Here is a 24,327-nt window from a genome sequence, read left to right as displayed (position 1 = left end):
GCGACTGCCGGCACGATCTCCGTGAGTGACCTGGATACCACCGACGAAGTCACGCCGAGCGTCACCGCCGTGACCGCCACCGGTGACACTGATGGCTTGAGCAACGATCAGCTGCTGAGCATGCTCTCCGTCGATGCCGACGCGATCATCGATGGCGTCAGCAACGACGGCACGCTGAACTGGAACTTCGACAGCTCAAGTGTTGCTGGCGAAGCCTTTGATCACCTCGCCGTCGGCGAGAGTCTGGTGCTGGATTACACCGTGGTCGTCACCGACAGCCAGGGCGTGACTGCCGAGCAGGTCGTCTCGATCACCATCAACGGCAGCAACGATGCGCCGGTCATCGCCCTCGAAGGCGACGACAGCGCCGCCGAGTCGCTGACCGAGACGGACAATACGCTCACCACCTCAGGCACGCTCTCTGTCAGCGATCTGGATACCACCGACGACGTCACGCCGAGCGTCACCGCGGTGACTGCGACCGGTGACACCGACGGCCTGAGCAACGACCAGCTGCTGAGCATGCTCTCCGTCGACGCCGATGCCATCATCGATGGTGTCAGCAACGACGGCACGCTGAACTGGACCTTCAACAGCAGCAGTGTCGCTGGCGAAGCCTTCGATCACCTCGCCGTCGGCGAGAGCCTGGTGCTGGATTACACCGTGGTCGTCACTGACAGCCAGGGCGTGACCGCCGAGCAGGTTGTCTCGATCACTATCAATGGCAGCAACGATGCCCCGGTGCTTGTGGATGGTGAGCAGCCGGTCGATCAGAGCGGTAATGATGGCGATCCGATCACACCATTCTCTGTCGCGGATGCCTTCACTGATATTGATAACGGAGCAGAGCTGAGCTTCTCTGCTGACAACCTGCCGGACGGCCTGGTAATCGACCCGACCACCGGCGAGATCAGCGGCACGCTGTCTCCGGATGCTTCCACCGGCGGTGATAACGCTGACGGCATCTACACCGTCACGCTGACCGGCACCGACGAGAACGGTGCTGAGGTCACCACGACCTTCACCTGGACCGTGGCCAACGTCGCGCCGGAAGCCTTCGACAACACTGCCGAGCTGGATGAGGGCGTTGCGACCAGCGACACCAGCACTACGACCGGCAATGTGCTCAGCGATGGTGACATCAATGGGGACGTCGATGTCGATGGCGGCAACGACACGGATGCGCTGGTCGTCAGCGGCATCGGTGCTGGCGCCAATGCCGGTACTGACACCGCCGCAGGCACGCCGGTCACCGGCACCTACGGCAGCGTCACCATTGCCGAGGACGGCAGCTACAGCTACACGCTGGACAACAGCAACGCAGCGGTTCAGGCGCTCGCCGACGGGGAAGTGCTCACCGAGACCTTCACCTACGAGATCTCCGATGGTCAGGGCGGCACCGACACGGCATTGCTCACAGTCACCATCAATGGCACCAACGATGCACCGAGGGCCACCCTTCGTGCACCGGTCATTGAAGCGGGAAGTGATGGAGAGCAGATCGCGCCGATCGGCCTGCAAGAGGCATTCCAGGATGTCGATGGCGGCGCGCAGCTGAGCTATACGGCCGAGAATCTTCCGAGTGGATTGGTCATTGATTCGGTGACGGGGGTCATCAGCGGCACACTTGCTGACGATGCCTCCCAGTTCGGCAATACCACGACGGACGGTCGCTACTCCGTGACGGTGACTGCCACGGACGAGCAGGGCCAGTCGGCTGATGTCACGCTGAGCTTCTTTGTCGTCAACCTCGCACCACAAGCCTTCGACAACGCCGCCGAGCTGGATGAGGGCGTCGCGACCACCGACACCAGCACCACGACCGGCAATGTGCTGAGCGATGGCGACATCAATGGCGATGTGGATGTCGATGGCGGCAATGATACGGATACGCTGATCGTCAGTGGCATCGGCGCAGGCGCCAACGCAGGCACTGACACCCCCACAGGTACGCCGGTCACCGGCATCTACGGCAGCGTCACCATCGCCGAAGACGGCAGCTACACCTACGCACTGGATAACGGCAATGCAGCGGTGCAGGCGCTGACGGAAGGCGAGGTGATTACCGAGACCTTCACCTACGCGATCTCCGATGGTCAGGGCGGCACCGACACGGCGCTGCTCACCGTCACCATCAACGGCACCAATGATGCGCCGGTGTTGGTCGATGGGGCGCAGCCGGCCGATCAGAGTGCCAATGACGGCGATACGATCACACCGTTCACCATTGCCGGCGCCTTCACCGACGTCGACGAGGGTGCGGAGCTGACCTACAGCGTCGACAACCTGCCGGACGGTCTGGTGATCGACCCGATCACCGGCGAGATCAGCGGCACGCTGTCAGCGGATGCTTCCACCGGCGGTGTCAACAACGACGGCATCTACACCGTCACGCTGACTGGCACTGACGAGAATGGCTTGGTTGTCACCACGACCTTCACCTTCGAGATAGGGAATCCTGCGCCGCAGGCATTGGATCAGAGCGCTGACGTCTCCGAGGACCGAGAGACCACTGCTGAGGGCAGCCTGCTGGTCGATGCTGATGGCGAGCCGGTGACTGTCGATGGCGATGGCGATTCACTGCTCATTGCGAGCGTCAATGGTAAGGCCGTCGCTGACAGCGACACCGTGATCCAGGGCACTTACGGTCAGTTGATCATCGCTGCCGATGGCATGTGGAACTATGTGCTGGACAACGCGAGTGATGTCGTCCAATCCCTCGACGATGGTCAGCAGGTGACGGATGACTTCAGCTACGTGGTCAGTGATGGAGAAGGGGGCACGGCAGTCGGTGAGTTGACGATCCGAGTGGCTGGTCTCAGCGACAACATTGTACCGGAGCCCGTGGTGACGGTGGCGCCAGTGCAAGGCTTCTCTGGTAACGGTTCCCCGGCGGGCGGGGCAAGTGCTGGATCGGATGAGGGCGAAGCGACCTTCCTTCCGGAGTCTGATGGAGAGCTCTTCCAACCGCTCAGCGATTCCACCTTGGTGGATATTCCGAGCATTCAACCGGTTCAGTTGACCATCATCCTGCGTGATGTCGTGGCCAATGAATCCGTGTATGAATTTGCGCTGCCGGCGGGCGCGTTTGAAAGCACCAACAATGAAGAGATCAAGGTTGAAGCGACGAGAACTGATGGGTCGCCGTTGCCCGACTATGTCGCGTTCGACAGTGATTCCCTTAACTTCCGTGTCAATCGGGCGCTGGCCTTGTCTCTCGGCGTTGAGCGAGTCGACGTCAAGGTCATCGGTCGCGATGAGTCCGGCAACGAGGCCAGTACCACCTTTGTCATCTATCTGACGCCTGAGCAGGAAGAGGAAGAGAGCCTCGAGTATTACCGCAACCTCGCCAACGACGGTGAAGAGCAGCCGCCGGCAGAAGGGCATCAGGAAGATGAAGCAGAGCCGAGCACTGAAATCACTGGTACACCTGCTCCCGACAATGGTGAGGATCAGGCCAGCGTACCTGGTGCCGTGCCACTCTCCGAGATGCTCAAGGTGGCCGGACGTGACGGGTTCAGTCACGACCATGCAGACGTGCTGGCCGATCTGATGGCGTTGTTGAGTGATGATTCAGAAATTTCTTGATTATCGTTAACAGAATAAACCGCACCAAGCTCTCGATAGCGCGAAAGTGAGCTTATCTAATACAAGGTGTCTGCCTGCCTCATACCAAGGGGTGGGTGAACAAGAGCAAGGGAACAAGGCGATATCATGACGGGATACAACACAGCTGGATCCACCCGAGCACTGCCTGAACCACGCGGACAGGGTCGTCTCAAGACTCTGGCGACGATGGTTGCCATCAGCGCGGCAGGCTTGGCGCTGTCAGCTTGCGGCACCGTACAGCCTGAGCCTCTGGATCGTCAGGATATCGCGACCGCCATCCAGAGTGATGAGATGCTCTTCGAGCAGATGACACCGGCCATCACCGAGCCACTTGATCTCAATCACGCGATGGCGCGCGCGCTGAAGTACAACCTCGACAATCGCGTCAAGCTGATGGAACAGGCGTTGGCCGAGCAGAGCTTCAATCTGGCCAAGATGGACATGCTCCCGGTATTGGCGGCAAATGCCGGTTTCACCAGCCGCAACAATGAAGATGCCTCCTCGAGCGAGAACGTGCGTACCGGCGTGCAGAGCCTTGCCCAGTCGACCTCTGTCGACAAGGACCGTACCGATGCCGATCTACGTCTTTCCTGGAACGTGCTGGATTTCGGTGTCAGCTACCTGAAGGCCAAGCAGGAGGCGGACCGCTTCCTGATCGTCAAGAATGCCCGGCGTGACATCATGGCCAAGCTGCTTCAGCAGACGCGCAGCGCCTATTGGAAGGCCGCGGTGACGCAGAAGTTGAAGCCGCGCATCGATGCCTTGCTGATAGACACCGAAAAGGCGCTCGCCCAGCTGGATCAGATCCAGCGCGAACGACTCCGGGCGCCGTTGGATGTCCTGCAGGAACAGCGCCAGCTGCTCTCCATCATGCGCAATCTCAAGAGCTTGCAGCGTTCCGTTGAGACTTCGCAGATCGAACTGGCCAGCCTGATCAATCAGGCCCCCAATGTCGAGATCCCCTTGCAGGCGCCGAGCCAGTTGCCGGCACTTCCACCGTTGCCTTCCAATGACCTGGATGTGCTGGAGCGTGTCGCGCTGGCCAACAGTGGGGAATACGTCGGCCAGCTCTACAATGCCCGTATCGCGCAACGTGAAGCGCGCAAGAGCATGGTGCGACTGTTGCCGGGGCTGGAGTTCTCCTACAGCGCCAATTACGACAGCAACAGCTATCTGTACAACGATACCTGGGCACAGGCAGGGGTGAGGATCAGCTGGAATATCTTCCGTCTGTTTGCCATCGATGAGATCAAGGCTCAGAACGAGGCGCGTGATCAGATGGTGGAGGCTCGTCGTCTGGCCAGCAACATGGCGACGTTGGCCCGCGTCAATCTTGGCTGGCAGCAATACCATAATTCGCTGGAGAGTCTCAGTATCGCCCAGCGATTCCAGGCACTGGATGAGCAGATCGCGGACTTCAGCAAGCAGGCGCGGGCAAGCCGTGCGATCTCGGGGACGCAATCCCTGCTCAACCAGGCCAAGGCATTGAACTCGGTGTTGAGCAATTCATTGGCCTATGCCGATGCGCAGGATGCCTATGGAGGTTTCCTGTTCAGTCTGGGCTTCAATCCGGTGCCCGAGGATTATCAGCGTTATGACGTGGATACCCTGGCCAGCAATCTGGATGCCTCCTTCCAGCAATGGTCCGGTGGCAGTCTGCCGTTGCAGGATCCGGCCCTCTGGCTGGAAGTCCAGTCCGAGACAACCAATGCACAGGACGGTCAGGCCAGTCTCTGAACTAGCCTCCCATCTTGTTTCAACAGGGATGCTGATGATGACCGTTGGACACCAAGTTACCCGTTACCTGCAGATCTTCAGTGGATCTCTGCTGCTCGCGGGGACGAGCCTGATGGGTCAGGCTCACGCCGCGGAGCAACCGACCGTTCGCGGGCAGGTCAGTGCCGTCAACTCCACCATGCTGGCAGCGCCGCTGTCGGGGCGCTTGCTGGAGGTCAATCGACGCGTTGGGGAAGAAGTGAAGCAGGGCGAGGTCCTGGTGCGTTTTGATTGCCGCTCCCTGAAGGCCGAGCGAGCGGTCGCGAGTGCGCGCCTGTCGGGGGCCAGCTCACAGTACAAGGTCAACAAGCAGTTGGCGCGTTATGACAATGTCAGCCAGCTGGATGTCGATCTCTCACGAGCGGCAGTCAATGAGGCGAGTTCTTCCGTCAAGCTCTCTGATGTCTACCTGAGCGACTGCACCATCACTGCACCCTTTGATGCCGAAGTCATCTCGCGCGTCGTCAACCCCTATCAATTCGTCTCCAATGGAGAGCCGATGCTGGAACTGGTCAGCTCCGACGAGCTGGAGATCGAAGCCGTGATACCTGCGATGTGGCTGGGGCAGGTAGGAAGCGACACGCCCATGACGTTCACCGCAGATGCGACAGGCGCCGAGCTCTCCGGCAAGATCGTCCGGGTCGTGGACAGCATCGACCCTGTCAGCCAGACCCTCAAGGTGATCGCGAGGCCGGATGCCAAGCCGGGGGTGGGTATCAAGCCCGGCATGAGTGGTGAGGTGCGCTTTCCCTCTCTGAATTCATCAGGCCTTGATGCCGAAGAGAGTGGAGAGGCATCACGATGAATCGGCGGGTCGAGATGCCAGGCAGTGTCACCACGGATCGCCTGGCCGGCCTCATCACGCTGCAAAAGCGTCTGATGAGCGCTAAGGGGCGCAAGGAGGCCGAGTATGTACTGGTCAACGACACCGGTTATCTGTTTCCGGCGCGCCAGATATTGCTGGTTGCCAATGGCAAGCTTTCCGCTCACTCAGGCGCGACGGATGTCGAGCAGCAGAGCCCCTATCTGCATTGGGTGAGGCGAGTCCTCAAGACGTTCGAGCTTGATCGACGTGATGTCTCCAGACGCGTCGATGACGCCTCTGCTTCCTCGCCGGATCAGCTGATGCTGCTGACGCCCGAGCGTCTCGCCGAGCGGGATGCTGCATTGGGGACCGACTGGAGTGAATACTGGCCGCGCGAAGGTATCTGGATTCCCATGGTCTGGCGAGGTCGGCTCGAGGGCGGTTTGTTGCTGTTGCGGGAAAAGCCGTGGAACGAGGCGGAGCAGCGACTGCTGACCCACTGGGTGCAGGGGGCTGAGCATGTGCTTGCGCGTCATGCCGGGCGCAAGCGCTCTCCGGTGGGCAAGCGCCTGCTGACGGGAGCTATCGTGGTGATGCTGGGCTTGCTGATGTTGATTCCGGTGCGTCTTTCGGTACTGGGGCAGGCCGAGATCGTTCCTCAGGTCAGCAGTCTCATTCGTTCACCGCTGGATGGCGTGCTGAAGGAATTGGCCGTAGCGCCCAATGATCCGGTGGAGAAGGGCCAGCTGCTGGCCAGGCTGGACGATGCCGAACTCAAGGGACGGCTTGCGGAAGCCCGGCAGGCACTGGCCGTGGCGCAGGCGGAATATGCCCGTGCCCGTCAGCGCGCCTTCACTGATCGGGATGCCAGCGCGGAAGTGCCACTGTTGCTGGCACGAGTGGAGCAGACGCGTGCCGATGTCGACTTTCTTGAGCAGCAATTGACGCGAGTCCGTGTAGAGGCGCCTCGAGCCGGTGTGGCGATCATCGGGGATGCCAGCGATTGGGCAGGGCGGCCTGTCCAGTTGGGCGAGCGTCTGCTGGAAGTCGCCGACACTCGCGGGGCTGAGGTGGAAATCTGGCTGCCGAGTGCCGACAACATCCCGCTGCCGGAAGGCGCGAAGGTGTCCTTGTTCCTCAATGTCGACCCCTCCCAGGTCCGCGATGCCAGTCTGACGCATGTCAATTATCGCGCAGAGCTCGCACCGGACGGTGAGCTTGCCTACCGCGCGCGTGCCCTGTTGAACGATGCCGAGAACCTGCCACGCGTCGGTTGGCGCGGGACAGCCAAGGTGGAAGGCGAGCAGGTCACGCTTGGCTATTACCTCTTCCGTCGCCCCTGGGCCACGCTGCGTAGTTGGATCGGGTGGTAGATCATGATCTCTCAGACTCCCCCCCTGGCGGTATTGCGTGAGGACCTCAAGCTTCATCCCGTCGAGCAGGATCGGGATGGAAAGCGTCGCTGGTTGCTGCATGACCCGGTAGCACAGCGCTTCTACCGGTTGGGAGAAGCGGCCATCGAATTGTTGCCGTTCATACGCGGCGGCCAGGAATCGGTCGCCGCTAAGCAGGCCAGCGAGAGTCTGGGGCGTGACGTTCCCGGAGAGCAGCTGCGTGCCCTGTCGGACTTTCTGCGGCAGCACGATCTGGTGCGGGGCGATCCAGGACAGCAGGAGCGATACCAACGGCGTCTCGAATCTCGCCCCAAGGGCCTCAAGTGGTTGATGCATCACTACCTGTTCGTGCGCATTCCGCTGGCAAATCCTGATCGCTGGTTGAGTCGCCACGTCAACAAGGTACGTTGGCTGGGCAGCAAGGGCTTCTTCTGGAGTCTATGCGTGCTGTGGCTTCTCGGCGTGTGGTTGACGATTCGGCAGCTGGATACGTTCATCGCGAGCTTCTCCGCGCTGGGCGCTGTCGGAGGATGGCTGACGCTCGGGGCGGCATTGGTCTTCGTCAAGGTGTTGCATGAACTGGGGCATGCCTTCGTGGCCAAGGCCAAGGGAGTGCGCGTCCCCACCATCGGGGTGGCCTTCATCGTCGGCTGGCCGGTGCTGTATACCGACACCAGCGATGCCTGGCGCCTCACCGATGCCAAGGATCGCGTCAAGGTGGACGTCGCGGGCGTGGCGGTAGAGCTATCCATCGCGGTGCTGGCCCTGCTCAGCTGGCATCTGTTGCCCGAGGGGATGGTGCGCACTCTGTGTTTCTGGCTGGCGACGACGACCTGGATCATGTCGGCACTGGTCAACTTCAATCCCTTGATGCGATTTGATGGCTATTACCTGCTCTCCGATGCCTGGCGACAGCCCAATCTTGAACCCCGCTCACAGGCGCTGGCACGTTGGCAGCTGCGTGAGTGGCTGTTCGGGTTCAAGGAAGTGCCTCCGGAACGTCCGCAACGTGCGTTGGTCGGCTTTGCCATGGGAGTCTGGGTATATCGCCTGCTGCTGTTTCTCGGGATCGCGTTGGCGGTCTATCACTTCTTCTTCAAGCTTCTCGGCATCGTATTGTTCGTCGTCGAGATCTGGTACTTCATCATGCGGCCAATCGTGAATGAAATTCGGCGCTGGTTCAGTGAAGGTCGCAAGCCACGTGCCAATCTGGCGTTGTTGAGGACCTGTGTGATCTTGATGGCGCTCGGCGGACTGCTGGTGTGGCCGTGGCAAGGTGAATTGGGTCTCCCTGGCTGGCTGGAGCAGCCCTCGGCACGCCTCGAAGCGCCCTTTGGTGGGCGTGTCAGCCTGGAGGTCGCTCAGGGAGATGATGTGACCGTCGGTGAGGCTCTGGCGGTGGTCAGTGCGCCGGAAGTCGCCCAACGGCTTGCCACTGCCAGGCGTCGCGTGCAACAGCTCGACTGGCGTCGCTCTGCCAGCGGGCTGGATCGCAGGTTGTTGCAGGAGAGTCCGGTCATCCAGGCCGATCTTGACGTTCAGCGCCAGCGTGTCAGTGCTCTGGAGGCCGAGCAGGCGACAGGGCAGCTGGTGGCCTCATTCACCGGCAAGGTCCATTCGCTCAATCCCGCCTTGAGGGAGGGCGGCTGGGTTGGAGAGGGGGAATGGGTGATGACGTTGCGCAACCCTGAAAAGGTGACGCTCACGGCCTGGGTAGAGGAAGAGGAGGTGTTGCGCATTGCACCGGGTGCCAGCGCCTGGTTCTACCCCCTCGCGCCAGTAGGGGCGCCGATCGAGATGCGTGTCGTCGGCGTGGACCCCCAGTCGGCCGCGATTCTGGAGCAGCCCGAGATGGCGGTGCCCTACGGTGGGGAGTTGAAGGTACGTGAGGGAAAGGAAGGTCAGCTGGAGCTGGTTCGCAGTCTGTATCGAGTGACACTGGCGCCGGTGGACGCCGCCAAGGCACTTGCCCAGTCGATTCCCGGACGCCGCGGTGTCGTCAAGGTCAAGACTCAGGCCCGCAGTCTGTTGAGTCGGACCTGGCGTGAGGTAGTGGGGGTCTGGCGCCGCGAATCAGGCTTCTGAGGCAGGAGGGGCTGACGCCCCGGGGTCGGCTTCAACGAGACACGCACTGACGGCATCGCTGTCAGTGCGTGTCTCGTTTCAGAGGCTTGTCCGGACTCCGCCTTCATGCGTGAGGGGCCGTGTCGAGTGGCCGTGCCGAGGGCTGCCACATGATATCGAAAGGACCACAGCGTGATCGCTATCGTCGCTCAAGATGTGAGCTGCGTCCCCGGGCGGTTGTTGGCGATGCCTTGCGACGTCATCACGCAAGCCTTGTGAGCCTGCGTCGAGTTCTCTGCCACCAGCGGTGAAGGCTTGCCGATGGCATAGCCCTGGACGTGGTCGACCCCGATGGACGTCACGCATGCCAGTACCTCCTCGCTGCCAACGAATTCCGCGATGGTCTGCATGCCCATTTCGCGGGCCACCTCGGCGATGGCGCGCGCGATGGCGTAGGAGACACGATTGGTGTCCATGTCACGAATGAAGGCACCATCGATCTTGAGATAATTCACCGGCAGGCTCTTGAGATACCCGAAGGACGATACGCCGCTGCCAAAATCATCCAGTGCGAAGTAGCACCCCAGCTCTCCCAGAGTATCGAAGAAGGTGCGAGCATCGCCCAGGCGAGTGATGGCCACGCTTTCCGTAATCTCGAAACACAGCTTGTGGCCGGGAATCCCGCTGTCACGTACCAGGCTGACCAGCATGTCGCGGAAATTGGGACTGCTGATGGAGTGACCCGAGAGGTTGAGCGACACCCGTGTCAGGCTGGCCAGGTGGGCAGGTTGCGACTGCAGCCAGGCCAGATAATGCCGGATGACGTATTCATCGATGGTGGCAGCCAGCCCATAACGCTCTGCCGCGGGCAGGAAGGCCCCGGGGGCGATGATGCTGCCGTCACGCCCCAGCATGCGCACCAGCACCTCATAGTGCTGCTCATCAGGGGTGCCCGGCCTGGTGCGTGTGCTGGCGATGGGCTGGTGATAGAGCACGAGACGTTGCGCTTCCACCGCGGCGGTGATTTCGGCGACCCAGTGCATTTCCTCCATCCGCTGAGTGACTTCGTCTCCGCTCACGCTATGGCGATGCACGCGGTTGCGCCCAGCGTCCTTCGCTTCATAACAGGCGGCATCGGCAGCGCTGAGCAGATGATGCGGATCACTCTGGCCGTTGCTGATGCTGACCAGGCCGATGCTGGCGCTGACGCTGAACAGCTTGTCGTCCCACATGAATCGGAAATTGGCCACGCTCTGGCGCAGTCGCTCCAGCAGCGGTTCCGCTTCGTCCAGTGTCATGCCGGGTATCAACAGACCGAATTCGTCGCCCCCGAGACGGGCCAGAAGATCCTGTGGGCGCAGATCATTGCCGATGACGTCAACCAGCTGGATCAACAGGGCATCGCCCGCGGAATGTCCGCAGGTATCATTGACGACCTTGAATTGATCAAGATCGATATAGGCGAGGCAATGTTGCGAGTGGTCCTCGCGCACGACGTCACAGAACTGCGTCAATCTGCGACGGAAGGCGGCGCGGTTCAGAAGTCCTGTCAGGCTGTCATGGTTGGCTTCATGGATCAGTCGCTGGGACATGGTGTGACTATGGGTCTTGTCGACCAGAGCGACCAGCGTATAGCCGTCCTGCACCGGGGTGGTATCGACGGAGGAGACGCTGACGTCGGCATGCACCGTGTTGCCCCGTGCATGAAGGAAGCGGCAGCGTTGGGTGAAGTGACTGATACCGCCCTCGATCAAGGCAAGGTGGCGGCGTTGCAGCGATGCCAGGTCTTCCGGCTCGATCAGTTCGCGGATATAGCAGCCCTCGAGCGTGGTGCTCGGGTAGCCGAGGATGTCCTCGAGTCGCTGGTTGACCCTCAACAACTGGCCCGCCTTGGACATGTGCGCCATCCCGACGGCGGAGTGCTCGAAGGTGGCGCGATAGCGACGCTCGCTGGCACGCAGTCGCTCCTGGGTCGCGTGACGCTCAAGCTCGGTGGCAAGCTGTGAGACGTGATCACAGGCCGAGCTCAGGAAGGCGAGCTCATCCTCCGCCCATTCGCGTGGACCGCCACACTCCGTGCAACAGATCACCCCGCGAATCTTGCCGGAGATGCGCACGGGGCTGTCGAGAATTGCCTGGAGGTCCGTGCTGAAATAGCCATTGAACAACAGCCCACTGCTGGCCTGCTGGGTATCGCTGATCGCCAGGATGCGCTCGGATTTCAGGGCGGTGAAATACTCTCCCAGCTGGCTGTCACACAGCTCTCGGGGGTATGCCCGAGAGGTCGCATCGTGCGGGGCAGGCAGTTCACCGTCGTGTACATGACTCAGTGACAGCCGGGTTCCCTCGGGATTCATCTTCCAGAAACTGACCTTGCGTACCTGCAGGGCATCCGCCACCTGCTGGCAGATCCATGGCATCAGATCTTCGAGCCGAGCGCCCTCGGCATGGTGGGCGTTGCCGAGTCGTATCAGCACGGCCTGCTGACGTTCGTAGCGACATAGCTTGTCGGCCTGTGCCACGGCGGCCATGTGCTGCTGATGGATGTCGAGCAGAGAGCCGATGAAACGATAGGGCGCGTCATCACGCACCTGGAACTGCGCACGCAACTTGAACCAGCGGTAGTCTCCCTGGCGGGTGCGGATGCGCAGTTCAATGCTGAACGGGGTTTCCTGCAGGCGCTGTATCGCGAGAAGCGCCTGGAACTCTTCGCGCATCTCGGGGGCGACTCTTTCATGCAGCGCCTCGAGTCGGCTGTCCAGGGTTCCGGCGCTGTAGCCCAGCTGCATTTCCAGGCGTGGCGATATCGTCAGGCGTTCATTGCCTAGCTGCCATTCGATGATGCCATCGGAAATGCTGCGCAGTATCCAGTTGGCGCGGGTATAGCTGTCGCGCAAGGCTGCACTGAGCTGGGCACTCTGCATGAGGCGCTTCAGCGCCTCGCTGATCATTCCAGCGAGCTGATCAAGCCGCGCCAGGGTGTCATCGTCGGGCAGCGACTGGCGTGGAGAGGTGTCGAACATGCTCATGCATCCGACCACAGCGCCAGTGGCATCATGCAGTGGCAGTCCGATATAGAAGCGTATGCCATCCCCCTTCACCGAACAGGTATCGCGCAATTCAGCATGCTGATAGGCATCGCGCGTCACCAGAGGCCTTCCCTTGATGACGGCCAGACCACACAGGCTATCGTGCAGCGGAAGGGTATCGGGAATGCTGTCGTCCAGGCTTACCCAACGCTTGAGATGACGTGCGTTGCGCAAGCTGATCAAGGCGAGGGGAGTCCCGGCGAGATCTGCTGCCAGCTCCAGCAGCATGCGGGCCTGATGGTCCTCTTCGCGTCGAAGTGTCTCGACCCATTCCGAAGTGATGGAAGTATCAAGCATCAAGGATTCTGGCATCGCGTAGGCGTGTCCTTGCCGGAGAAGGTAGCGGTTCAGTCGAGTCAGAACACTACCATAAGCCAGCGTTGCCGCCACTGCCGGGCTTTCGACGTGCATCCAGGGCTGCGCCATGCAGCCCACGTCGCGCCCATGGCGGGTACGGCTCGGTATCACCGTGCCGTGATTGGGCATCTATGGCACAATTCGGCCTTTTACCGCACGTCAGATGAGTGCCTTGATGGGGGAGACTGGCCGGAGATGGAGTTGATCAAGGGGTTCTGCATTCTGCTGACATGTCAGTTCGTGGGCGAGGTGCTGGGACGTGCCCTCGTATTGCCGGTGCCTGGACCGGTACTGGGCATGCTGATCCTGCTGCTGGCGCTGATGGTGCGTGGCCGTCTGCGCAAGCGATTGATACCGTCGCCGGACAGGGAAGGTGACGCCGTACGCATCTCGGACAACGATGCCGGTCAACGTCAGCTGCTCCGCGCCATGTTGCGTGAACGAGTGCCCGGCAGTCTCAGGCTTGCCAGCAATGGCCTGCTGGCGCATCTCTCGCTGTTGTTCGTCCCGGCAGGCGTCGGGGTCATGGTGCATCTGGACCTCATCGCTCAGGACCTGCTCGCCATCGCGGTGACCCTGGTGGTGTCCATCGCCGTGACGCAGTTCGTGACAGCCTGGCTGTTGCAGCGGCTGATAGATCGTCGTTCATCTTTGCAAGGCCCGGTGGCCGGCAAGGGAGGGGAACAGTGAATCTCGCCCCTCTGGATGCTCTCTGGGTCTATCTCAGTGCCTCTCCGCTGCTGCACCTGTTGCTGACGCTGGCGGCCTTTCTGCTGGCGACCGTGATCAACCGCCTGGCTCGTGGCGCGTCTCTTGCCCATCCGGTGCTGGTGTCGATTGCCTTGATCATCGGCTTTCTCTGGCTGACGGATACCGACTACGCGACCTATTTCGAAGGCGCCCAGTTCATTCACTTCCTGTTGGGGCCGGCGACGGTGGCACTGGCGGTGCCGCTGTTCGATCATCTTGACCGCGTCAAGCAGATGCTCTGGCCTCTGCTGACGGCCTGTTGCGTCGGCATCACCACTGCAGTGACCACCACGCTCGGTCTGGCCCTGGTCCTGGGGGCGCATACACCGGTGGCGCTGAGCCTGGCACCCAAGTCGGTGACCTCGCCGATCGCCATGGGGATCGCGGAAAAGCTCGGCGGCATTCCCTCACTCACGGCAGGACTGGTGTTGTTGACCGGGACGCTTGGCTGTGTGATCGGACCGCTGATGCTGCGGCTGTCAGGTGCGCGTGATGATACCGTCAAGGGCTTTACCATGGGCCTGTCTGCCCATGGGATCGGCACGGCTTACTGCTTCTCTTCACTCAGCACCCTGGCCGGTGCCTTCGCGGGCATGTCCATGGGTCTGACGGGGCTCCTGACGGCCTTCATTCTGCCGCCGCTGGTCCATCTGTTCGGGTTGTAAGCCTTGGGCATCGGCGTCTGGCGCCGGCAAGGGACATCAAGTCTTCCGTCAGAGGGTAAGGAAAGAGTCGCTGCTTAATCTTTCGTTAAGCGTTGGTCGGCATCGTGTAGGTCATTCAGCCTGGCATGGTCGAATCGACGATGCCCCGACCAAGGATGTTGCCATGTACCGTCCGTTTCGCTCCCGTGGTGGTTCTGTCGAAAGTTCTCGGCTGGCCGGTCATCGCTTGCTCGTCGAAGCGCCCATGGCCTCGAGTTGCCGGGAGATATGCTGGCAGCTGGCGGGCCATGGCGCCACGCTGACACTGGTGGAGCGCCCGGGAGATGATCTCGCGCTTCTGTGCCAGCTGCTGCCGACTCCTCTGGGGCAACGGCATCGCTGTCTGACCCTCGCCGTCTCGGACGTCACCGGCGAGTCGCTGTGTGAGCAGCTGCTCGGCATCACGCCCGCGTCGCGTCCTCACACCCTGGTGAGCTTGCCGGGTGATGGTGAGTGGCAGCTGGAGGCCGGGCGTGCCATGCATGTTCTGCATGGCTCTGGCTGGCAGCCTGGCGTGCGCCAGCGGGTACTGGAATGTCTCTCGGCCTCTCTTGTCACGGCGGGGCGGGAGGAATTGGTCGAGTTCATACTGCAGCCGGATGGCCACTTGTTCGCCCCGGTCTCCGCCTGTGCCCACCAGCATGTCAGGCTTCACGTTCCCCCTCTGATCACCGGGGAAGAGTCCCCGCTACTGATGCAACTGGCGCGGCATCAAGGATGCCACCCCATCAGCATCGAGCGTCAGGTCGAGCAGATGGTGTATCCGCTTTGCCTGTTGCGAGCACCGGGGGCGTTGGCTCGCATGAGACTTCGAGGTGGCTGGGCATTGCGCCGCATTCTCGGCCAACCGGAACGCATGCTGGACTCGGGCCTGGAGGCCATTCGCGAAGCGCTTCAACGCATCGTGTTTCGCCGCCAGGAGCGCCGCGCTGTCCTCGGCGCAAGACGACGGGGCAGGGGATGGGGCTTGCAAAGGCCATGGGCGGAGAGAGCCGGGAATCGCGCCTAGTCGATGATGCTGCCATCCCGCTCTCGTCATCTGTCATCAGTGGGGCATGGGATATCCCCTGTTCCCTCTCACGTATCGCTTGTCATCAGGAGACCCCATGCGCGTGCTGCTCGTGGAAGATGATCCACTGTTGGGTGAAGGTATCGGTCATGCCTTGAGTCGTGAAGGCATGAGCAGTGAATGGTTGCGGGTGGGGGGCGATGTCGTGGCCACTCTCAAGCATTCCTCCTTTGATGTCCTGGTGCTGGATCTTGGCTTGCCGGACATGGACGGTCTCGAGGTGCTGATCGCGCTGCGCCGTCGGGGCCACACTCTGCCGGTGCTGATTCTGACGGCACGAGATGATATCAGTGACCGAGTGCGTGGCCTGGACAACGGGGCGGATGATTATCTGGTCAAGCCCTTTGACATTGCCGAGCTGGTGGCCCGATTGCGCGCGCTGGTCAGGCGTCATGCGGGTCAGGCCAACGGATGCCTGCAACTGGGGGCCCTGAGCATTGATCAGGCCGGTCGTTCCGTCACCCTGGCCGGCGCCGAGGTGACGCTGGGGCGGCGCGAATTCGATCTGCTGGAGTTTCTTCTCCTCCATCCCAGTCGTGTCTTCAGTCGGGACCAGCTCGTCGAGCAGCTATACGGTTGGGATGGGGATGTGGAAAGCAATGTCATCGAGGTGCATGTGCATCATCTTCGCCGCAAATTCGGGGCCGGCGTGGTGAAGACCGTACGCGGGGTCGGCTATCGACTGGGTGAGTCCGCGTGAAGTCGATACGCAGTTTTCTGCGGCGCAGCCTCATCGGGGGGGTGATCATCGTGCTGGGGGCAGCTGCCACCTGGAGCTACTTCGATGCCCGTGAGCAGATCGATGAGCTGTTCGATGCACAGCTGGCCCAGAATGCCCGCATGCTGGGCCGCCTCTATCAATCCGAGCTGGCCTCGCTGTCGCCGGTGGCGCGTCAGCAAAGACTTCAGGAGATGACCTCGGGGCAGTTCAGTCTGCGACCGCCATCCCTGAGCTTCGCGGATGGGCACGAGAAGTCGCCCCTCGGTCATGTCTATGAAGACAAGCTGGTCTTCCAGATGTGGGATGCACTCGGTCAGCCCTTGCTGGGGCTCTCCACTCCCTCGGTCATGCTCGACTATCTGCCGTTGCCCGGCTATGCCAAGCAGCACACGGATCATCACGACTGGTTCACCTTCACGCTGTATTTCCCTGACAGCGGCATCTGGGTCACGGCCGCTCAGCGGGAAGACGTACGAGATGAATTGACGGGGCAGATCGCACTGCACAACGTGCTGGCGCTGGTGGTCGGGCTGCTGGTGATCGCCTTGCTGATCGGTGTCGCCGTCTCTCGGGGATTCCGTCCCGTGCTGCGCATCAGCCGACAGATCACTGCCCGTCAGCCCGGCTATCTAGAGCCACTTGATGCCAGTGAGGCGCCGGACGAGATTCGCGGGATGGTGGATGCGCTCAACGGCTTGCTGAGACGCTTGGCCGACACGCTCGACAAGGAACGTCGCTTCACCGCCAATGCGGCACACGAGTTGAGAACGCCCCTGGCCGGCATCAAGGTGCACGCCCAGAATGTCGAGGCGGATGCCACCGATGAGAACTCGCGGCGTTCGGCGCGCATGATCGTCGACGGTGTCAATCGCATGACGCGTGTCGTGGAGCAACTGCTGACGCTGTCGCGGCTGGAGAGTGGTGCCGAGGTGCCGCGCAGTCACGTCGATCTCGGGCATCTGGCGCATGAACTTGCGCGGGATCTCGGCCCCATGGCGCGCCAGCGTGGCGTCGGGATGTCCGTCGACGTCACGCCCGACGCGCAGTTGATCAGCCACGAGAACGGCCTCTATGTGCTGCTGCGCAATCTTCTCGACAACGCGCTGCGCTATACGCCTGAGGGGGGGGAAGTGCGTTTGAGCATTCGGCGCCGCGAGACCTCTCTCGGCGATGGTCTGATCATGGAAGTCATGGATACCGGCCCCGGCATTCCGCCCCGTGAGCGTCAGCGGGTCCGGGAGCGCTTCGTGCGTCTGGCGGGGCAGAACACCTCGGGGTCAGGGCTGGGCCTTTCGATCGTCGATGAACTGGCCGAGCGCCTGGGAGCGGAACTGACCCTGGATGACAGTCCGCTGGGGAGTGCGGCGTCGCCCGGTCTGTCAGCTCGATTGCACTTCGGCTGAGCTCGCGTTGCATGCTGCGCCCTGGCGGTTGCGCAAGTGGCATCACGGCTCTGGCATGCAGGCTCCAGGCGGTTCAACGCCATGCATGCTGTCGCCGGCAGGCCAACAAGGCGATGGTCGGGTGGCGAAGGTGGCTTTATTAGCGCTATCTTCACTATATGTTGCAGAGCAGCATCCGATGCCACCCGGTCCCTGTCTGGGGCCGGGCATTCCTGCGGCATGACATCAGCCCGAAGGAGACCTTCATGAGTGAACAACAGTCAGCCCCGACCCGCGTCGCCCTTGTCACGGGGACTGCCAGTGGTATCGGCGCCGCCATCATGGAAGCGATGTGCCAGGCCGGTCATCAGGTCCTTGCCGTGGATTTCAGTGACGATGGGGCAGAGGTCGCCGACAAGGCAGGCGCTGCATTCTTCAAGGCAGACCTGACGGATGGCGAGCAATGTCGGGCCGCTGTCGAGGAAGCGGTGTCACGCTTCGGTCGCCTGGATATCCTGGTCAACAATGCCGGTATCCAGCACGTCGAGCGCATCAAGGAGTTCCCGCAGGCCAAGTGGGATCAGATCATCGCGCTGATGCTGACGGCACCTTTCACGCTGATTCAGGCTGCCTGGCCGCACATGGAGAAGAATGGATATGGCCGCATCGTCAACATGGCCTCCATTCACGCGCATGTCGCCTCGCCCGGCAAGGCGGCCTATGTCAGCGCCAAGCATGGTCTGATGGGGCTGACCAGGACGGCGGCACTGGAAGGCGGCGAGAGTGGTATCACGGCCAATGCCATCTGCCCGGCGTATGTGCGCACTCCGCTGGTCGACAAGCAGATCGCCGAGCAGGCCAGGCTCAATGACATGCCCGAGGATGAGGTGATCGAGAAGATCATGCTCAAGGGGGCCGCCATCAAACGCATGATCGACCCCGCCGAAGTCGCTGACATGGCGGTGTGGCTGGCCTCCGACAAGGCAGGCTCGGTGACGGGCTCCAGTTTCAACATGGATCTCGGCTGGACGGCACAGTAAGTCGCGTGACACCTCGCGTGGGGTCGGCAGCCCGCCTGCCCGCTGTGTGAACCACCGGCAAGACCGACAGGCCCTTGTCTCTCCCGCCGCATGACGCTGCACGGAGGTCAAGGGTCTTCTCGTATGCGCGAGCCGACAGGCCCCCCTTGAGGACCCTCGCTCGTGACGGCCATCGATGACGCCAGGAATCCGCCATGACCGCTTCGCCACATGACACGACTCACGACGCTGCTCACGACGCTACTCACGACGCCACCTCATCCCCACGCGATTCCACTGACGCCTGCTGCGCCCGGCAGAGGTCAACGGCTGCACCCGTGCCCCTTGTCGACAGTCACCTAAGTCTCGAGCACGGTGTCGCCGTCATGACCTTCGCCCGTCACGACGTGCGCAATGCCCTGACGGGGACTGCGCTGGTGGAGGATCTGCTGGCAGTGGCCGAATGGGTCAATGGCTGTGACAGCGTGGGTGCCCTGGTGATCACCGGCGAGGGCAGCGCCTTCTCTGCCGGAGGCAATGTGCAGGACATGGCGCAGCGAAAGGGGGATTTTGCTGGAGATGCCGCCGAGGTCGCGGCGCGCTATCGCCGCGGTATCCAGCGAATGACACCTGCGGTGCTGGGCATCGAGGTGCCCGTGATCGCGGCGGTCAATGGTCCGGCCATCGGGGCCGGCTTTGATCTCGCCAACATGTGTGACATTCGCCTGGCCAGTGACCAGGCACGTTTCGGCGAGACGTTCCTGTCGCTGGGGTTGATCCCCGGTGATGGGGGCGCCTGGCTGCTGCAACGTCTGATCGGCTATCAGCGTGCCTGTGAGCTGACCTTCAGCGGGCGTATCGTCTCGGCGCAGGAAGCGCTGGCACTGGGGATCGTGCTGGAAGTCTGTGCAGAGGAGGACCTGATGACACGCGCCCTGGAGATGGCACGTCAGATGGCGAGTCAGCCGCGTCAGGCGACACGGCTGACCAAGCGTCTGATGCGTCGTGCCCCCGAGATGCGGTTGGACGACTTCCTGGATCTGTGTGCCAGTTTTCAGGGCCAATGCCATCAGGATCCGGAGCATCATGCTGCCGTGGCGGCCCTGCTGACCCGAATGAAGCGCTAGCGCTTTACCGGTCGCTTCTGCAGTTTGCGCTGCAGCGTGCGGCGGTGCATCCCCAGGGCGCGAGCCGTGGAAGAGATGTTGCCGTCGTGCTCGTTGAGCACCTTCTGGATGTGTTCCCAGGTCAGGCGATTGACCGAGGGCGGGTTGTCGGAGATCTCGGCTTCCGGATCACCTCCCTCGCGCTTGAAGGCGTGAAGTATCTCGTCGGCATCGGCGGGCTTGCACAGGTAGTTCACGGCACCCAGCTTGATGGCTTCCACTGCCGTGGCAATGCTGGAGTAGCCCGTCAGCACCACGATGCGTGCTTCCGGCAACAAGGCGATCAGCTCGGGCAACAGCTTGAGGCCGGAGCTCTGTTCGAGCTTCAGATCCAGCGTGATCAGCTCGGGGCGATGGCTGCGCGCGATACTCAGCGCCTGTGCCTCGTCCCGGGCAACCTCCACGGCATAGCCGCGGCGTGTCATGGCACGTGCCGTCACCTGGCAGAAGAATTCGTCATCGTCGATGATCAGCAGTCGGGTTTCTTCGCTCATCAGGGGCTCACTTGGGCGGTCTTTGCCGCCATCAGTTCAGATAAAGAGGGAGGCGCACTTCCGTCAAGGTGCCGCCGTCTTCGTGGTTGTACAGGCTGACGCCGCCACCGAAACGATTGATGGTGGCGTGGGTCAGGAACAGGCCGATGCCCATCCCCTTGGATTTGGTGGAGATGAAGGTCTCACCGAGCTGGTCCGCGACCGCCATGGGAACGCCTGCACCATGGTCACGAATGTCGATGGTGACCTCGTCATCCCGCCGTTCCAGGGTGATCTCGATGTCATCGGGGCAGGCATCCGCGGCATTGTTGAGCAGGTTCATCAGCGCCTGCTCAAGCGTGGTATCGACCAGGATCTGAGCCTTGCGGGCGGAGGCATCCACTTCGACGCTATGTTGCACATCCGGGCGTACCACCAGCCAGCGCTGCACGATTTCCTCCAGCCAGCGCGCGGCGTTGAGCGCCTGGGGCTGCTCCATGCGACGACGGTCGGCCGCGGCCACCATCGCTTGCAGGCGCTGCTTGCAGGTGTCGACCTGGCTGCGCAGCAGTGCGAGATCCTCTTCCAGCTGAGGGTCGTTCTTGTCCTTGGCATCCTCGCGCATCTCGCTCAACAGCACCGCCATGGTCGAGAGCGGGGTGCCCAGTTCGTGCGCGGTGCCGGCGGCCTGGCTGGCGACTGCCAATACCTGTTCGCTGCGCAGAGCCGCTTCTCGTGTGGTGGACAACGCCTGGTCTCGCGTGCGCAGGGCATGAGCCATCTTGAAGATGAAATAGGTCACCAGCGATGCCGACAGGCCGAAATTCAGCCACATGCCGATGACATGCAGACTGATGCGCCCGCCGAGTTCGTAGGTGGCCAGCTGCGGGACGGGTTCGTAGAACACCATCAGGAAGCTGTAGCAGCCCATGCCGACGGCCGCGATGATCCAGGCATAGCGCCAGGGGAGGGTGGCGGCCGCCATGGTCACCGGCACCAGATAGTAGGGCACGAAGGGGTTGGTGGAGCCGCCGGTATTGAAGAACAGCATCGTCAGACCGGCGATATCCACCAGCAGATGCAGCAGGTTCTCGGTGTCAGTGACCGGATGCGTCTGACCCAGACGCCACCAGCTGGCGACATTGACCAGGCCCATCGCGATGATGATCGAGATGACGGGGAGGACATTGAGCTGAAAGCCGATGATCTCGATCCCGAAGATGATCAGGATCAGGAAGCCTGTCCAGGTGATGCCGCGCGCGATGGTCAGACGAATGAGATTGCGGTGCGGTGTGGACAGTGGCGGCGGTAGCGGCTGATTCATGACGACTCCTGCAAGGAATGCGGCCATGATAGTGAATAAGGCCGGTAAAGTGCAGTCCTGACGCCCAGTTAGCGTCAGTGGCCCGACGGCTTGTGTCCGCTGACAGTCTCCTCTCAGCCCCGTTCGAAGGAACCACTCAGCCATGGCTTCACACGTGTCGGTGTGACGTCGCTGAGATGGGGCTGCCAGGCATCGACAAGGTGCAAGGGCTGGCGCGGGTAGCCGGACTGCGTCGTCCCGTTGATGCCTCCCGACGCCCCGGGCGTCACGCGAAATGACCAGGCAATCCAGGGAGCATGGCGTTGCATGCCGGCCGGCAGCGTTTCCAGTTCGGGTATCCAGCGGGTGACGTGATGGCCGAGCGGGTCGTGCTGGCGAGCCTGCTTCATCATGTTGAAATGACGGTCCGCACGCGGGTCGCGTCCCACGCCTGCCAGGTAGCGCCAGTTGCCCCAGTTGGACGCGACATCATGATCCAGCAGCTGATGCTCGAACCAGGCGGCACCCAGCCGCCAGTCCACGCCAAGATCCTTGATCAGATAGCTTGCCACGTTCTGGCGCATGCGGTTGCTCAGCCAGCCGGTGGCGGCCAGCTCGCGCATGCCGGCATCCACCCAGGGCACGCCGGTCATTCCGGCCTGCCAGCGTGCAAGCGCATCCGGTATCGCAGCGCACGCCTCGTGCCGCAGCGAGTCTGTACCGGGCCTGCCTGCCAGAAAGACCTGTCTCCCCAGCTGGCGGGTATCCCAATGAAAGTACTCCCGCCACAAGAGCTCGACGCGAATCCAGTCGCTGTCCTTGAACGCCGCCTGTGGGGTCTCGCAGAGCTCAGGCAGTGTCTTCTGGAAGGTGTGCAACCTGTCGAGTATGCGTCGTGGTGAGAGACACCCCAGTGCCAGCCAGGCAGAGAAACGGGTCGAGAAATCTGCCCCGCTGAGGCGATTGCGGGTGGTCTTGTACTGGCCGGCATGTTCAGGACTCAGATAATGCTCGAGTCTCTGCAGCGCTGCGGGCTCACCCCCAAGGAAGGCATGCTCTCCCCGCGGGTCGGTCTGCCAGTCCCTGGCCGCATGGAGTCGTCTGGCGCTGCCCTGCATGCCACGCGGCGCCTGTGCCGGCCAGCTCGGCAGTGCGCAAGGCGCCGCCACCGGAGTGGGCATGGCCTGGATATCCGGATAGGCCTTTTCCAGCTTGCGACGAAAGGCGCTGAAGGTTTCAGGAAGCTCATTGAGCGTGAAGGGCAAGTCATCCTCGTCCAGGAGCAAGCCGCTATTGACCTGCCGCAGGCGACAGCTGGCGGCCACTGCCTGCTGCTGGCGTCGCTCCACCAGACCTGTGGCGCGTCGCGCGATGACGCCTTGGCACGCATGCTGCCTGGCGAGTTCGGGTATCAGATGTGCAGCGTCACCCTGGAGGATCAGCAGATCACTGCCCAGGGCCTGAAGCCCTGCCTGCAGGGATTCGAGGCTCTTCAGCAGGAAGCGCTGACGTGCAAGGCTGAGTGGCTGCAGCCTGGCAGCATCAGGGCTGACACTGCCAACGGGCTGGAAGGTCGTCTCCGGCAGGATGTATACCACCAGCAGGTGCGCCGGGTGTTCCTCGAGCGCGGCCTGCCACAGGGGGTTGTCGTCGAGACGCAGGTCATCGTCCAGCCACACAAGCCAGGTATCAGTGCTGGTCATGGTGTGTCTCCCGGGCTGCCTGACGCGCATTGCGTCGGCAGCGTTGACTGCAGTGACGTACGTCTTCCCAGCAGTCCTGCCACTTCTTGCGCCATGTGAAGGGGCGCTGACAGGTCTGACACAATTTGCTTGGCAGGTGCGGTTTGCGATGCATGCGGGGGCGACTCCATAAAACCAGTACGTGATTTATACCATACTTGTACGAAGTGCGAGTGTCCTGTCGAGAATCTCATGGTGCACAAGGTGGCGCACCTGCTGCCTCCCGCGAGTCTCAGTCGTTGCCTGGCAGCTGATCCAATTGACGCTCCAGGGTCTGCATGGTGAGCAGCAGATCCCGGTATTGGCGTGCATTGACGGCGCTCAGCAACTCATCCTCGAAGCGGCGGGCCTTGGGGATCAGCTCAGCGAGCATGGCCTCACCCTCGGCGGTGAGGGCGAGCAACTGCGCACGCTGATCCTGCTCGCTCGGCCGGCGCAGGATCAGTTTACGGCTTTCCAGAGATTTGACGGCCCGAGAGACGCGCACCTTGTCCATATGAGTCCGTTGACTGATTTCCCGGGCCGTCAATGGCGAGCCACGGCTCAGCCAGGCCAGCAGACGCCACTCGGCGACATTGATGGCGAAGCGCTCACCATAACGGACGAACAGCGCCTCACTGGTTCGCTCGGCCAGACGGTTGAGGCGATAGGGCAGGAACTGGTCAAGATCCAGCTCGCAGCGGGATGTGTCCTGTGGGGGTTCCCCGTCAAGGGCATCGCGAGCTTCGGGAGTGTCATCAGTGCGTTGCATCGAAAGTTACCTGACTCGGTGAGAGGGTTGGCATACTGAGTCGCATTGAAACGTTTCAGGTGAATCAGGTTACCGATGTTACCACCTTCGAGAGCGAGCAAGACAAAAGTCTAGCAATTCGGCGATTGTCAGGGTGTGGGTCTGCCTATATGG

18 protein-coding genes are annotated in these 24,327 nt (G+C 62.0%); 12 read left to right on the top strand and 6 right to left on the bottom strand.

What is annotated here, in order from left to right; genetic code table 11:
* The 5 genes from HXS66_RS09760 to HXS66_RS09740 all read left to right on the top strand — a co-directional run.
* Positions 1-3,588, top strand: a 3,588-nt coding sequence (locus HXS66_RS09760; RefSeq protein WP_176503440.1) for a VCBS domain-containing protein, incomplete at its 5' end; no start/stop codon positions are given.
* A gap of 207 nt (positions 3,589-3,795) precedes the next feature.
* Entirely contained in the window at positions 3,796-5,346 is a 1,551-nt protein-coding gene (locus HXS66_RS09755) for a TolC family protein (protein WP_164850302.1), read from the top strand.
* A gap of 37 nt (positions 5,347-5,383) precedes the next feature.
* A complete protein-coding gene (locus HXS66_RS09750) occupies positions 5,384-6,190 on the top strand; it encodes an efflux RND transporter periplasmic adaptor subunit (RefSeq protein WP_176503439.1) in 807 nt (268 codons plus the stop codon).
* On the top strand, positions 6,187-7,563 hold the full coding sequence (locus HXS66_RS09745) for an efflux RND transporter periplasmic adaptor subunit (protein WP_176503438.1): 1,377 nt from the start codon (positions 6,187-6,189) through the stop codon (positions 7,561-7,563). Before HXS66_RS09750 ends, HXS66_RS09745 begins: the two co-directional genes overlap by 4 nt.
* A gap of 3 nt (positions 7,564-7,566) precedes the next feature.
* Positions 7,567-9,669 carry an HlyD family efflux transporter periplasmic adaptor subunit gene (locus HXS66_RS09740; protein WP_176503437.1) on the top strand — a complete coding sequence of 701 codons (2,103 nt, stop codon included), beginning with the start codon at positions 7,567-7,569 and terminating at the stop codon, positions 9,667-9,669.
* Positions 9,670-9,857: 188 nt separating this feature from the next.
* Here the strand turns inward: HXS66_RS09740 and HXS66_RS09735 are convergent, their stop codons facing one another.
* Entirely contained in the window at positions 9,858-13,034 is a 3,177-nt protein-coding gene (locus tag HXS66_RS09735) for an EAL domain-containing protein (protein ID WP_176503436.1), read from the bottom strand.
* A 255-nt stretch (positions 13,035-13,289) separates the two neighbouring features.
* Between HXS66_RS09735 and HXS66_RS09730 the strand changes: the two genes are divergently transcribed.
* From HXS66_RS09730 to HXS66_RS09700, 7 genes are all read left to right on the top strand, one after another.
* Positions 13,290-13,784 carry a CidA/LrgA family protein gene (locus tag HXS66_RS09730; RefSeq protein WP_084208531.1) on the top strand — a complete coding sequence of 165 codons (495 nt, stop codon included), beginning with the start codon at positions 13,290-13,292 and terminating at the stop codon, positions 13,782-13,784.
* Positions 13,781-14,509 carry an LrgB family protein gene (locus HXS66_RS09725; protein WP_084208532.1) on the top strand — a complete coding sequence of 243 codons (729 nt, stop codon included), beginning with the start codon at positions 13,781-13,783 and terminating at the stop codon, positions 14,507-14,509. Before HXS66_RS09730 ends, HXS66_RS09725 begins: the two co-directional genes overlap by 4 nt.
* A 163-nt stretch (positions 14,510-14,672) precedes the next feature.
* Entirely contained in the window at positions 14,673-15,557 is an 885-nt protein-coding gene (locus HXS66_RS09720; RefSeq protein ID WP_176503435.1) for a hypothetical protein, read from the top strand.
* A gap of 97 nt (positions 15,558-15,654) precedes the next feature.
* The gene (locus HXS66_RS09715) at positions 15,655-16,317 is read left to right on the top strand and encodes a response regulator (protein WP_176503434.1); all 663 of its coding nucleotides are present in this window, start codon (positions 15,655-15,657) and stop codon (positions 16,315-16,317) included.
* Positions 16,314-17,741 (top strand): ATP-binding protein, encoded by a 1,428-nt coding sequence (locus HXS66_RS09710; RefSeq protein ID WP_176503433.1) that lies wholly within the window; start codon positions 16,314-16,316, stop codon positions 17,739-17,741. Before HXS66_RS09715 ends, HXS66_RS09710 begins: the two co-directional genes overlap by 4 nt.
* Positions 17,742-17,986: 245 nt before the next feature.
* Complete coding sequence (locus HXS66_RS09705) at positions 17,987-18,760, top strand: 3-hydroxybutyrate dehydrogenase (protein WP_077375843.1); 774 nt, start codon at positions 17,987-17,989, stop codon at positions 18,758-18,760.
* A 317-nt stretch (positions 18,761-19,077) separates the two neighbouring features.
* A complete protein-coding gene (locus HXS66_RS09700) occupies positions 19,078-19,866 on the top strand; it encodes an enoyl-CoA hydratase-related protein (RefSeq protein WP_255303190.1) in 789 nt (262 codons plus the stop codon).
* Here the strand turns inward: HXS66_RS09700 and HXS66_RS09695 are convergent.
* The 5 genes from HXS66_RS09695 to HXS66_RS09675 form a co-directional block, all read right to left on the bottom strand.
* Positions 19,863-20,399: a response regulator transcription factor gene (locus tag HXS66_RS09695; protein WP_371861073.1), complete on the bottom strand. Its 537-nt coding sequence runs from the start codon at positions 20,397-20,399 to the stop codon at positions 19,863-19,865. The two genes, HXS66_RS09700 and HXS66_RS09695, sit on opposite strands and share 4 nt — an antisense overlap.
* Positions 20,400-20,430: 31 nt before the next feature.
* A complete protein-coding gene (locus HXS66_RS09690) occupies positions 20,431-21,702 on the bottom strand; it encodes an ATP-binding protein (RefSeq protein WP_084208537.1) in 1,272 nt (423 codons plus the stop codon).
* Between the two features lie 113 nt (positions 21,703-21,815).
* Entirely contained in the window at positions 21,816-23,384 is a 1,569-nt protein-coding gene (locus HXS66_RS09685; RefSeq protein ID WP_176503431.1) for a DASH family cryptochrome, read from the bottom strand.
* Positions 23,371-23,538: a DUF2256 domain-containing protein gene (locus tag HXS66_RS09680; RefSeq protein ID WP_077375858.1), complete on the bottom strand. Its 168-nt coding sequence runs from the start codon at positions 23,536-23,538 to the stop codon at positions 23,371-23,373. The genes HXS66_RS09685 and HXS66_RS09680 overlap by 14 nt, the downstream gene beginning before the upstream one ends.
* Positions 23,539-23,655: 117 nt before the next feature.
* A complete protein-coding gene (locus HXS66_RS09675; protein WP_176503430.1) occupies positions 23,656-24,174 on the bottom strand; it encodes a MarR family winged helix-turn-helix transcriptional regulator in 519 nt (172 codons plus the stop codon).
* Positions 24,175-24,327 lie beyond the last annotated feature (153 nt).

Origin of the sequence: Cobetia sp. 5-11-6-3 (genome assembly GCF_013374055.1) — a bacterium.
Classification (GTDB): Bacteria; Pseudomonadota; Gammaproteobacteria; order Pseudomonadales; family Halomonadaceae; genus Cobetia; species Cobetia marina.
The sequence above is the reverse complement of the archived record's forward strand: the minus strand, read 5'-3'. Positions and strand labels throughout refer to the sequence as shown.